Here is a 13,101-nt window from a genome sequence, read left to right on the forward strand (position 1 = left end):
TTATCAGGCTGTGACTATTACTCGCAACGCATCCAGCCGCAAACGCGCGGCCTGCAGATGGCCATGCAATTCGACGGCGTTTTGCTTGAGCACGTCCAGTTCCTCCTGGCGCACGGAAGGATTCACCTTGCGTAACGCCGACAAGCGTTTCAGCTCGGCGGTTGCGGTATCCAACATTTCTTTGGTGGCGACGGACACCATTCCTGGCAGCCGCTTTTCCGCCACTTTGCCGGTGTAAGCCAGCATGCGCTCGATCAGCTTGCGCTGACGGCGCAGCAAAGGTGTCACCTCGGTGCGGTCGGCCGGTCGCGGCAGGTCGACCAGGTGTTCGGCCGGCAAGTGACTGAAATCCTCGTGATCCTGGTTGATGAGCAAGCGGAGCAGGGTCTGCGGCAGATAACGCGCGGCGTTGAGCCGGCGGGGGGCCGGACATTCCATCTGGTAGACCGCCTCCAGAAACAATTGGCCGGGACGGAGCGCTTCATGGCGTACCATGGCGAATGCGGCATTGCCATGCTCGCTGTTGAGGATCAAGTCCATGGCGCCGCGCACCAGAGGGTGCTCCCAGGTCAAGAACAGCATGTCTTCACGCGCCAGACCGATGCCGCGATCCAGCGTGACGGTGACGCCATCTTCGGGCAGCTCAGGAAAATGCGACACCCGCATGTGATCGCCCGGCAACAGGATGTGGCAGTGACTGGAATGCTCCTCGCTGGTGACTCCGTAAGCGTCGAACACGTCTTCCAGATAAGGCCATAGCTCATCTTCGCCTTCCGCCACGCGTATCAAGCCGGCGAGTTCATCGGCCTCGTCTTTGCGGCAGGAGTTCAGTTCGAGCAGCCGATCCCGACCGTTGTGCAGATCGGCCAGCAAATTGGCGTTCAACCGTCGGGCCTGATCGATCAACTCGGCTTGCAAGGCTGCGTCGGGCTGCCGCAGCAAGGTCCGCAATTTGTCGCCCAGCCGTAAATAAACCGCCTGCCCGGCGGGGCACGGTTGGCCGAACGCATCCAGGCCGTGTCGATACCAGTCGAAGAGGATGGATTGGGCACCGGCCAGATAGGGCACATGGATCTGTATGGTGGCGCTTTGCCCTATGCGGTCCAAACGGCCGATGCGTTGTTCCAGCAAATCCGGATTGAGCGGCAGATCGAACAGCACCAGATGATGAGCGAACTGGAAGTTGCGCCCCTCGCTACCGATTTCCGAGCAGACCAGCGCCTGGGCGCCCTCGTCCTCGTCAGCGAACCAGGCGGCGGCGCGGTCACGGGCGACGATGCTCAGACCCTCGTGAAACACCGCCGCATTGATGCCGCCGAGCACCCGCAGCGCATCCTCCAGATCGATGGCGGTCTGCGCCCGGGCGCAGATGACCAGAACCTTGGCCGGGCGAAGGCCACGTAGCGTATCGGTCAGCCAGGTCACGCGCGGATCGAACCGCCACCAGGGCGTTTCCTGATCGCGGGGATAGGACAATTCCGGACAGAGGAGCTGTTCCAGCGGAGCGTCCGCCGACACCCGATAGACCTCGGGCAAGGGCAACGGATGGGCTCGCACGCTCCGTTCCGGGAAACCCTGGACCGTTGCGCGGGTATTGCGGAACAGGATACGGCCAGTTCCGTGCCTATCCAATATAAGCCGTATCAATTGTTGCCGGACGGCAGGACCGTTCACCCCGTCGTTGGCCTGGGCCAGCAAATCTTCGGCGCGGTCCAGGGCCAACACGCCCGCCAGCCCCTCGATGGTTGCATCATCGAGGGGCGCCTCACCCAACAAGGGCTCCAGCAGATTGGCGTAGCTCTCGTACTCCGCCTCCTCGGCGAGGAAGCGTTGATAATCATAAAAACGGTCGGGATCGAGCAGGCGCAGTCGCGCAAAGTGGCTGTGCTTGCCCAGTTGCTCCGGCGTCGCGGTCAACAGCAGCAAGCCAGCCACGTCGTGGGCCAGGGACTCCACCAGGCGATAGTCCGCGCTGGGAGCCTCTTCCGACCATTCCAAGTGGTGAGCCTCGTCGACTACGCACAGATCCCAGCCGGCTTCCAGCACGCGAGCTTGGCGCTCCGGCTCGTCACGGAAAAAGTCCAGCCCGCACAACACCAGTTGCTCGTCCTGGAAAGGATTATTCTGGTCTTCGCCCTGCCAATAGCGCTCGTCGTTGAACAAACTGAAGTTCAGGTTGAAGCGCCGCCGCATTTCCAGCAGCCATTGATGCACCAGGGGTTCGGGCGTCAGGATAAGAACCCGCTCGGCGCGGCCGGTCAACAACTGGTGGTGTATGATCAACCCGGCCTCGATGGTCTTGCCCAGCCCCACCTCGTCGGCGAGCAGCACCCGCGGCGCCTGGCGGCCAGCCACTTCGTGGGCGATATAGAGCTGATGAGGGATCAGACTGGTCCGTGGACCGATCAGGCCCCGCACCGGAGACTGCGCCAGCTCGCCTAATTTCTTCAGCGTACGCACGCGCAGGCCAAACAGCGCCGACGAGTCGATCTGGCCGGTGAACAGCCGGTCCTGGGGCTTGTTGAATTGCAGAAAATGATTGAGGTCCATCTCTTCCAGGCGGCGCACGCCACCATCTTCATCCAGACCCAGATAGCAGAGCAGGCCCTCCTTCTCTTCGACGGACTCCACCTCCATGGCCCAGCCGTCCACGCTTTCCACCCGGTCGCCGGGCGTAAAGCGGACGCGGGTGAGCGGCGCATTGTCGGCCGCATAGGTTCGACGCTCGCTACTGGCGATGAAAAGCACGGTAAGGCGATTGTGGGCGGCTTCTATCAGTGTGCCAAGCCCCAGTTCGGGCTCGGTTTCGCTAATCCAGCGCTGGCCGGGAGCAAAATTGGTCAAGACGGGTGTCTCCGCAAAGAGGGAATGGAGCGGAGATTTTAGCAGAGCGCATGGCGAGACCTTATCATCGGATGATGGGCCCAGTCTGCACGAGCTCTGCCGGGTGGAGCCAGGTGCATCTCGCCGCCCCGCATCGTCTCGATGACCGACACGAAACCGCTTGCAGAACCGAACACAAGGAGAACCCGAGTTCCCGGAGCTCCATCGACGCCAGAGCTCCACGCCGATCCGTTCACGGGGCCCGTTCAAACAGGAACACTGGAGGTCGCTGCCAGCGGCAGCGTGTTGGGGGACTACAGTCGCGCCGGCTTAACGCGGCAGCGACCCGAGAGTGTGAAAATTCGGATTTCGCCCGCACTCCACCGGGGCTGAGCATGGCAACACCCGGATGCAGGCATCACCGTTGCCGCGCGGGGGCAGGGTTTCCTATCCCGTACCCCCGCATCATGAAAAATACCGTTCGAATTTCCGAGGCCCCTACCAAATCAAGATCACATAATCGCCGCTCACATCCCGATCGTCTTCAGACCAATCGCCCTCCCCGCTTGGCTCAAACGTCTCGTCATTACTCGCTTCGATTTCCCGATACGTTGCGATACTGCTGACGCCACCCGACTCCTGTCGCAAAAACCGATGGGATGAAACTTGATAATCGAAACCTAACACTGACATAGTCTGCACCTCGTGCTATGTGCCGCAGCGCTATGGTGCATGATTTCGCCCGTGCCACCTATGAAGTACTTCACAGGAAAGACGTAATTTTCTGCGTTTTGTACGCGTACGCTCCCGATGTCCGCAGGAAGCGCGGGAAAGCAGACGGCATAAAAAAACCCGCGCAGGCCACGGCCTGAACGGGTTTTGGGATCGATGCGAACCCGTACTCGACGGGCCGCTCTATCTTACAGCGAGTAGTACAGGTCGAACTCGACCGGATGGGTGCTCTGGCGGAAGCGGGTAACTTCCTGCAGCTTCAGGTCAATGTAGGCATCGATCACGTCGTCGGTGAACACGCCGCCCTTCTTGAGGAATTCGCGGTCCTGATCCAAGGCTTCCAGCGACAGGTCGAAGGAGTGCGAAACCTGCGGGATGTTCTTGGCTTCTTCGGCCGGCAGGTCGTACAAGTCCTTGTCCATCGCGTCGCCGGGGTGGATCTTGTTCTGGATGCCGTCCAGGCCGGCCAGCAGCATGGCGGAGAACGCCAGATAGGGATTGGCGGTCGAGTCCGGGAAACGCACTTCGATGCGACGCGCCTTGGGGTTGGTCACATAGGGGATACGGATGGACGCGGAACGGTTGCGTGCCGAGTAGGCCAGCATCACCGGCGCTTCGAAGCCCGGCACCAGACGCTTGTAGCTGTTGGTGGAAGCATTGGTCAGCGCGTTCAGAGCCTTGGCGTGCTTGATGATGCCGCCGATGTAGTACAGGGCGGTTTCCGACAGGCCGCCGTACAGGTCGCCGCTGAACAGGTTCTTGCCGTCCTTGGACAGGGACTGGTGCACGTGCATGCCGGAACCGTTGTCGCCAACCAGGGGCTTGGGCATGAAGGTGGCGGTCTTGCCGAAGGCGTGGGCGACGTTCTGCACCACGTACTTGAGGATCAGGACTTCGTCGGCTTTCTTCACCAGGGTGTTGAACTTGACGCCGATTTCGCACTGACCGGCGGTAGCCACTTCGTGGTGGTGTACTTCGACGGTCTGGCCGAACTCTTCCAGGGTGTTGCACATGGCGGAGCGCAGATCCTGCAGGGAATCGACAGGCGGAACCGGGAAGTAGCCGCCCTTGATGCCCGGACGATGGCCGATGTTGCCGTCCTCATAAACCTTCTCGGAGTTCCAGCCGGCTTCCTCGGAATCGATTTTGAAGAATGCGCCCTGCATGGTGGTGCCCCAACGCACGTCGTCGAACACGAAGAACTCGTTCTCCGGTCCGAACAGCGCGGTGTCGGCAATGCCGGTGGACTTCAGGTAGGCCTCGGCGCGCTTGGCGATCGAACGCGGGTCGCGCTCATAACCCTGACCGGTGGTGGGTTCCAGGATGTCGCAGCGCAGAATCAGGGTTGTGTCGTCAAAGAACGGATCGATGACGGCGGACTCGGCATCCGGCAACAATATCATGTCGGACTCGTTGATCCCTTTCCAACCGGCGATGGACGACCCGTCGAACATCTTGCCTTCTTCGAACAGGTCTGCGTCCACGGTGCTGGCGGGAACGGTCACATGCTGTTCCTTGCCGCGGGTGTCCGCAAATCGGAAATCGACATAGCGAACTTCCTTATCCTTGATCAATTTAAGTACGTCGGCGGGGGATGTCATGCGTCTCTCCTCTTAAAATTAGGGCTTTGTTAAGATAGCTTCAATCGCTTACATTAGCAGAAATCGTACCATACAGCCGGCGTTTCTATCTCGCGCTCGGCATGGGACTTTTTCCATTCGTCTGGCGCAATGCGCCCCAATTACGACTCATATTGGTGCGTTACGCACCAATATGAGTCAAATAACACCTACCCTATCGTCCGCGATCCCGCGGATGCCGGCTATCCCTTGCGCGCCGTGCTCCAGCGCCTTCGGGATATGTGCCGGGACCATGCCCCCCAGCGCGTAGACGGGTAGATTGACCCCGGCAACCCAGGCACGAAAGGCTCGCCATCCCAAGGGACGCACACCGGGGTGCGTCGCGGTAGGTTCCACCGGCCCCAGCACGGCGAAATCCGCACCGATCAGCTCGGCATGCCGCAATTCCTCGGCATTATGGCAGGACATCGCCACCCAGGCTTCGGCGCCCAAGGGCCGCCTGTTCAACGACAAGCCGCGCCTAGCCGTCAGATGGATGCCGTCCGCACCTAATTGGTGCGCAAGCTCCGGTGCGGCATTGAGCAGGAGACTGATACCGCATCCGCGGCAAAACGTCACGGCCGGCCTGGCCAAGCGCAAGAGCGCCGCATCGGTCAACGCGTTGGCGCGCAACTGGATCATACGCAGACCACTGGCCGCAAGAGCCTGCAGTCGCGCCATCATGAGGGCTTCATCCTCGTCCGCCAGGTCGAGAATGGCATATCGGTCTGGCAAGCGAGCCGCCGCGATGATGGGCCGATTGGCGGCGGGGAACGGGTAATTTCCCAACTCACCCGGCGGGACCCAGCGTACCGGCTGGTCTTCGGCCCCGCGAGCTTGGCCCGTAAACCCCTGAACTTTCCATACGTCCAACAGCACGCGGCGATCCGGGTAGCTATGCCGGACCTGCAGCAAGGGGGCGGCAAGCTCCACCTCGATCGCCAATTCCTCGCGCAACTCGCGACGCAAGGCCTCGATCACGCTTTCACCCGGCTCGAGCTTGCCGCCGGGAAATTCCCACAAGCCGCCTTGATGCGAATGCTCCGCTCTACGCGCGATCAAGATCTCGCCGGCCGGGCTCTCGATCACGCCAACCGCGACATGCAGCTCGGTCGGCATGTCCGCCGGAGCATAAGCCGGCTCAGGTACGGTATTCAGCGTTGATGCGCACGTAGTCGTAGGACAGATCGCAGGTCAACACGCGCTGCCTGGCTTCCCCGCGCCCCAAGGCGACCCGCACGGTGATGTCGCTCAAAGCCATTTCGGCCTGTCCGGCCGCCTCGGTGTAACCGGGCGCGCGCCCGCCGTTTTCGACGATGCAGGTGTCGCCCAGCCAGATGGAAACCTTGTCGATATCCAGATTGACGCAGCCAGAACGGCCTACGGCCGCCAGTATGCGCCCCCAATTCGGGTCGCTGGCGAAAAAGGCCGTCTTGACCAGGGGCGAATGAGCGATGGTCTTGGCCACGGAACGGGCCTCGGCATCGCTTTCGGCCTGCTCGATCACGATACGCATCAGCTTGGTGGCGCCTTCGCCGTCGCGAACGATGGCCTCGGCCAATTCGTCGCAGACCGCCTGCAAAGCCTGGAAAAAAACGGGAAAATGCGGGGTATCCGCCTTAACCGCGGGAGCATCCGAGTGGCCGCTGGCGATCAAGACGCAGGCATCGTTGGTCGATGTGTCGCCGTCGACGGTAATACAGTTGAATGAAACGTCAGCCGCCAGGGAGAGCCAGGCCTGAAGATCCGCGGGCGACACATATGCGTCGGTGGCGATGAAGGACAACATGGTCGCCATGTTCGGCTGTATCATACCGGCACCTTTGGCGATGCCCACGATGTTGACGGCATGGCCTTCCAAGGTAATCGTGCGATATGCAATCTTGTGACGGGTATCCGTGGTCATGATGGCCCGGGCCGCCCGCTCCCAGCCATCCTCGGCGAGGGCCGTCAAGGCGGCCGGGAGCGCCGCTTCGATCTTGTCGACCGGCAGGTATTCGCCTATGACCCCCGTGGAAAAGGGCAAGACCTGTTCGGGCGCGCCTCCGGTGAGTGCCGCCACGGCACCGCAGGTGCGCAAGGCATCGTCCAGGCCGCGCGCGCCGGTGCCGGCATTGGCATTACCGGAGTTGATCAGCAGCCAGCGCGGCTCCCGCGGCAAATGAGCGCGGGCCACCGTGACCGGGGCGGCGCAGAACGCATTGCGGGTGAACACGGCGGCGCACGACGAACCGGGAGCCATTTCTATCAGCAGGATGTCGTCGCGGTTGGCTCTTTTGATGCCGGCGCCGGCGGCGCCCAAGCGCACGCCTCTAATCTGGGGTATATCGCTCATCACTCGATCTTCACGCCGGACGGATCAGTCCAGTCTGCCGTGACATTGCTTGTATTTCTTGCCGGATCCGCAGGGACAGGGATCATTGCGCCCGACCTTGTTAGCATCGCGCACGTAGGGGTTGGCGGCTTCCCGGGAGGGCTCGGCCCTGGGATCGGCAGGCTCATCGGCCGTGGTATCCAGGGCGCTGGCTTCGGCGTGATGATATTGCATCTCCACAGGCGAGCGGTTCTGCTCTTCCATGACGGCGATTTCTTCCTCCGTGCGGACCTGCACCTTGGATACGATGCCGATGACTTCGTGTTTCACGTTATCCAGCATCGAAGTGAACATTTCGAAGGCTTCGCGCTTGTATTCCTGCTTGGGGTCTTTCTGGGCGTAGCCACGCAGATGGATACCCAAGCGCAGGTGGTCCATGGCGGCGAGATGCTCCTTCCAGGCGTTGTCCAAGACCTGCAGCATCACCGACTTCTCGAAATGATGCATGACCTGGGGACCGATGATGGCCACCTTGTCATCGTAAACCTTGGCGACCGCATCCTGTATCTGCTGCCTGAGCTTCTCCTCATGCAGATAATGATCGGTCTCCAGCCAATGCTGGACCGGAACGGCCGTGCCCAGTTCGTGTTCCAGCGTTTCCTCCAGGCCTTTCACATCCCATTGCTCTTCCATAGTGTGCGGCGGGATATGCTGCTCGAAAATCTGCTCGATCACGTCGCCCCGCATGGCGGCGATGGTGGTGCTGATATCGTCCGCGGCCATCAACTGGTCGCGCTGGTGGTAGATGACGCGGCGTTGGTCGTTGGCCACGTTGTCGTATTCGAGCAATTGCTTGCGGATGTCGAAATTGCGCGCCTCGACCTTGCGCTGGGCGTTTTCGATCGCCTTGGTGACCCAGGGGTGTTCGATGGCTTCCCCTTCCTGCATGCCTAAGCGCTGCATCAGGGAAGCGACACGGTCGGATGCGAAGATGCGCATCAGATTGTCTTCCAGCGACAGGTAGAAGCGCGTCGAACCGGGATCGCCCTGGCGTCCGGAGCGTCCGCGCAGCTGGTTGTCGATACGGCGGGATTCGTGGCGCTCGGAACCGATCACATGCAGACCGCCGCTGGCCACCACGGCCTCGTGGCGCTCTTTCCAGGCGGCCCTGGCGGCGGCGATATCGGCCGGATCGGTCAAGCCCAGGCGAGCGATCTCCTCCTCGACGTTGCCGCCCAGCATGATGTCGGTACCGCGGCCGGCCATGTTGGTGGCGATGGTCACCGCTTTTGGACGGCCGGCCTCGGCTATGATGTGAGCTTCCCTCTCGTGCTGTTTGGCATTCAGTACCTGATGCTCGACGCCGGCCTTGTTGAGCAGGCCCGACAGATATTCGGAATTTTCGATGGAGGTGGTACCGACCAGGACGGGTTGCCCGCGCTCCGCGCAGCGGCGGATGTCTTCGAGGATGGCGTTGTATTTCTCCCGCACCGACAAATAGACCACGTCGCCGTTATCCTTGCGTACCATGGGGCGGTTGCTGGGAATGACGACCACTTCCAGGCCGTAGATCTGCTGGAATTCGAAGGCCTCGGTGTCGGCCGTGCCGGTCATGCCGGAAAGCTTGTCGTACAGGCGGAAATAGTTCTGGAAGGTGATCGAGGCCAGGGTCTGGTTTTCGTTCTGGACCTGCACGCCCTCCTTGGCCTCGACCGCCTGGTGCAAGCCTTCTGACCAGCGCCGGCCGGGCATGGCGCGGCCGGTGAACTCGTCAACGATGATGATCTGGCCTTCGCGCACGATGTAATCGACGTCCTTCTGGAACAGCACGTGCGCGCGGAGCGAGGCGTTGATGTAATGCATCAGACGGATGTTGACCGCGTCGTACAGGCTCTGGCCGGCACCGATCAGTCCGTGCTGTTCCATCAGGTTTTCGATACGCTCGTGCCCTTCTTCAGTCAGGTAGACTTGGCGGGCCTTCTCGTCCACGCTGTAATCGCCGGGACCGTTCTCCTTCTCCTGCTTTTTCAGGTTGGGAATCAGCACGTTGACCTTGTGGTACAAATCGCTGCGGTCCTCGGTCGGCCCGGAGATGATCAGCGGCGTGCGTGCCTCGTCGATCAGGATGGAGTCGACCTCGTCGACGATGGCGAAATGACGCTGGCGCTGCACCCGCTGTTCGGGGCTGAAGGCCATGTTGTCGCGCAGGTAATCGAAGCCGAATTCGTTGTTGGTGCCGTAAGTGATGTCGGCCGCGTAGGCCTGCCGGCGCTGCTCGTTGTCCAGGCCGCTGACGATGACCCCGGTGCTCAGGCCCAGGAAGCCGTAGAGCTTGCCCATCCACTCCGAGTCGCGGCGGGCCAGGTAATCGTTCACGGTAACCACATGCACGCCCTTACCGGGCAAGGCGTTCAGGTAGGCGGCCAGGGTCGCGACCAGGGTCTTGCCTTCGCCGGTCTTCATTTCGGCGATCTTGCCGTCGTTGAGTATCATGCCGCCGATGAGCTGGACATCGAAATGGCGCATGTTCATCACTCGGCGCGACGCCTCTCGGCAGGTGGCGAAGGCCTCCGGCAGCAGGGATTGCAGGTCTTCGCCCTGTTCCAGGCGGGCGCGGAACTCGGTGGTCTTGCCCCTCAGCTCTTCATCGCTGAGCTTCTCGAGTTCCGGCTCCAGGAGATTGATCTTCTTGACGATCTTTCTTTTCTTTTTGACGATTCGGTCATTTCGACTGCCGAATACACTCTTGACCAGCTTGCCCAGCATCTTGTTCTAATTCCAAGCAGAAAATACGATCCGGCGATGATACCGTAAAACCCCGTGTTTTAATAATGACAACGGTTCGCCCGACCGCGTCCGACGGGCCCACCACGACTCGGAAAACTCATGACTGAAAGAAAGCCGCGACCGACCGGCGAGTGGCTCGCCGCCAGCAGCCTACGCAACCTGCTGCAGCGCGTCGAGATACACAAGCGACTGCTCGCCGACATCCGGACGATTCTGCCGGCGCCCCTGGCCGAACATTGCCGGGACTGCGCCGTCGACGACGGGCATTTGATCGTCTACACCGACGGACAGAACTGGGCATTCCAACTCCGTTTTCTCGCCGGCGACCTGCTGGCCCGGCTCAAGGCGGCGCGTGGCGTTTCCTTCCGCTCGCTGCGCGCACGCGGGCTACCCATCGAGAGGCAGGAACCGCGACCTAGAGCCTTGTCCGACGAAGCAAAACCCGAAACCGCCGCCCTCGTCGAACGTTACAGCCAGGACTCCACCTCCGAGGAACTGCGCCTGGCCTTGTCGCGGCTGGCCGCCACGCTACGTAATCCACCGACCCAAACGGGGGCATAAAAAAGGGCCGGACTCACGCCGACCCTCGCCCAGGAAGCCTTATGAAACCCTTCAGAGTGCGGCAGCCGTGGTGGCGGTCCGCACGTAGGAAATGGGCAGGTTATCGTCTTCCCTAAACGTGACCTCCTCCCAGGCATCTTCCTGCTTCAACAATTCTCTCAGCAGGCGGTTGTTGAGACCATGGCCGGCCTTGTAGCCCTCGAAGGAGCCGATCAGGCTATGGCCCAGCAGATACAGGTCACCGATGGCATCGAGTATCTTGTGCTTGACGAATTCGTCGGCATAGCGCAAGCCGTCCTCGTTGAGGATGCGGTAATTGTCCACCACGATGGCGTTGTCCATGCTGCCGCCGAGCGCCAGCTTGTTCTTGCGCAAGGCCTCGATGTCCCGCATGAAGCCGAAAGTGCGCGCGCGGCTGACTTCCTTGACGAAGGAGGTGGAGGAAAAATCGATACTGGCCGTCTGATTGTCCTTGAGGAAGGCCGGATGATCGAAATCGATGGTGAACGTCACCTTGAAACCTTCATAGGGCTCGAAGCTGGCCCATTTGTCGCCATCCTCCACCCGGATGGCCTTCTTGATGCGAATGAAGCGCTTGGGCGCGTTCTGCTCCTCGATGCCGGCGGACTGCAGCAAAAAAACGAAGGGGCCGGCGCTACCGTCCATGATCGGGACTTCCGCCGCGCTGACATCCACATAGGCATTATCGATCCCCAAACCGGCGAAGGCCGATAACAAGTGCTCCACGGTGGAAATCTTGACCGACCCGTTCACCAGCGTGGTGGACAATATGGTTTCGCCCACGTTCTCCGGTTTGGCATCGATCACCACGGGCTCGGGCAAATCCACCCGGCGAAATTTGATGCCGGTATCGGGTGCCGCGGGCCTGAGGGTCAGGTAGACCTTCTCCCCCGTATGCAGGCCTACACCCGTGGCTCTCATAACGTTTTTCAGCGTTCTTTGCCTAATCATCCTCGCTCCTCATTCGCTCAAGAAACCCACCGCAGATCATGCGGTTTGGGCAAGCATAACTCGCGCCATCAAACGCCGACAAGCGCGCAATTGTCGCAGGGCTGCTTCCAGCGCGCTATTCGGCGTGTGCCTAATCGGCCTGACGACGCAGGAAAGCCGGGATATCCAGGTATTCCATGTCCATGTCTTTCTTGGCTTCCGCACGAGCATCGGCTTTCGGCCGATTGCGGATGCTGGTGGGTTTTTCGAGCTCGCCGTAGTCGATTTCGCCGGTGTTGCGCTTGTGCACCAGACGGATGGGCGCTTCGCTCAAGCGTTGCTGCTGGTTGGCCAGACCGGTGGCGACCACGGTGACGCGCAGTTCGTCGTGCAGATCCGGATCGATGGAAACGCCCGCCACGACGACGGCGTCTTCGGAGGCAAACTCATGCACCACGTTGCCCACCTCGTCGAACTCGCTCAGGGTCAGGTCGTGGCTGCCGGCGATGTTGATGAGGATGCCGCGCGCGCCCTGCAGGTTGATGTCGTCCAGCAGCGGGCTTGCGATGGCCTTTTCGGCCGCCTCGCGAGCACGGTTGGCACCGCTGGCCACGCCGGTACCCATCATGGCCATGCCCATCTCGGACATGACCGTGCGCACGTCGGCGAAGTCGACGTTGATCAGACCCGGGCGGGTGATCAGATCGGCGATACCCTGCACAGCGCCCAGCAACACGTCGTTAGCGGCGGCGAAGGCGGCCACCAGGCTGACGTCCTTGCCCAGCACGGGCAGCAGCTTTTCATTGGGAATGGTGATCAGCGAATCGACGAACTGGCTCAGTTCCTCGATGCCTTTCTCGGCAACCGCGCGGCGCTTCTTGCCTTCGAAGGGGAAAGGCTTGGTGACCACGGCCACGGTCAGTATCCCCGCTTCCTTGGCGATCTCCGCGATGACCGGAGCCGCGCCGGTACCTGTGCCGCCGCCCATGCCCGCGGTGATAAAGACCATGTCGGATCCTTCCAGCACCTCCAGGATGCGGTCCCTATCGTCCAGCGCCGCCTGTCGGCCGATTTCCGGGTTGGCGCCGGCGCCGAGGCCCTTGGTCAGGGAGTTACCCAGTTGAATCACCGAGCGGGAATTGATGTTCTTCAGTGCCTGCGCGTCCGTGTTGGCACAGATGAAATCCACGCCTTCGATATGGCTGGTGACCATGTGGTTGACGGCATTGCCGCCGCCGCCGCCGATACCCACAACCTTGATGACCGCTTTTTGACTATAAGAATCCGCTATTTCGAATTTCATGTTGCCCGTCC

8 protein-coding genes are annotated in these 13,101 nt (G+C 61.2%); 1 reads left to right on the forward strand and 7 read right to left on the reverse strand.

Annotated elements, in window-relative coordinates; genetic code table 11:
* Nucleotides 1–3: 3 nt before the first annotated feature.
* The 5 genes from rapA to secA form a co-directional block, all read right to left on the reverse strand.
* Nucleotides 4–2,844 (reverse strand): RNA polymerase-associated protein RapA, encoded by a 2,841-nt coding sequence (rapA, locus tag JWZ97_RS11755; RefSeq protein ID WP_205429310.1) that lies wholly within the window; start codon nucleotides 2,842–2,844, stop codon nucleotides 4–6.
* Nucleotides 2,845–3,743: 899 nt separating this feature from the next.
* Entirely contained in the window at nucleotides 3,744–5,156 is a 1,413-nt protein-coding gene (gene glnA, locus JWZ97_RS11760) for a glutamate--ammonia ligase (protein WP_205429312.1), read from the reverse strand.
* A gap of 177 nt (nucleotides 5,157–5,333) precedes the next feature.
* Nucleotides 5,334–6,293 carry a Nudix family hydrolase gene (locus JWZ97_RS11765; protein ID WP_205429313.1) on the reverse strand — a complete coding sequence of 320 codons (960 nt, stop codon included), beginning with the start codon at nucleotides 6,291–6,293 and terminating at the stop codon, nucleotides 5,334–5,336.
* Nucleotides 6,294–6,315: 22 nt separating this feature from the next.
* Nucleotides 6,316–7,509 (reverse strand): bifunctional glutamate N-acetyltransferase/amino-acid acetyltransferase ArgJ, encoded by a 1,194-nt coding sequence (gene argJ / locus JWZ97_RS11770; protein ID WP_205429316.1) that lies wholly within the window; start codon nucleotides 7,507–7,509, stop codon nucleotides 6,316–6,318.
* Between the two features lie 24 nt (nucleotides 7,510–7,533).
* Nucleotides 7,534–10,254, reverse strand: a complete 2,721-nt coding sequence (gene secA / locus JWZ97_RS11775) for a preprotein translocase subunit SecA (protein ID WP_205429325.1) — start codon at nucleotides 10,252–10,254, stop codon at nucleotides 7,534–7,536.
* A 120-nt stretch (nucleotides 10,255–10,374) separates the two neighbouring features.
* On the opposite strand from secA, the gene JWZ97_RS11780 reads away from it, so the two are divergent.
* The gene (locus tag JWZ97_RS11780) at nucleotides 10,375–10,836 is read left to right on the forward strand and encodes a DUF721 domain-containing protein (protein WP_205429327.1); all 462 of its coding nucleotides are present in this window, start codon (nucleotides 10,375–10,377) and stop codon (nucleotides 10,834–10,836) included.
* Between the two features lie 51 nt (nucleotides 10,837–10,887).
* Here JWZ97_RS11780 and lpxC read toward each other — a convergent pair whose 3' ends face one another.
* On the reverse strand, nucleotides 10,888–11,808 hold the full coding sequence (lpxC, locus tag JWZ97_RS11785) for a UDP-3-O-acyl-N-acetylglucosamine deacetylase (RefSeq protein WP_205429329.1): 921 nt from the start codon (nucleotides 11,806–11,808) through the stop codon (nucleotides 10,888–10,890).
* 130 nt (nucleotides 11,809–11,938) lie between these two features.
* Nucleotides 11,939–13,090 (reverse strand): cell division protein FtsZ, encoded by a 1,152-nt coding sequence (ftsZ, locus tag JWZ97_RS11790; RefSeq protein WP_205429338.1) that lies wholly within the window; start codon nucleotides 13,088–13,090, stop codon nucleotides 11,939–11,941.
* Nucleotides 13,091–13,101 lie beyond the last annotated feature (11 nt).

The organism is Methylococcus sp. EFPC2 (genome assembly GCF_016925495.1).
In the GTDB taxonomy this organism is placed as follows: Bacteria; Pseudomonadota; Gammaproteobacteria; order Methylococcales; family Methylococcaceae; genus EFPC2.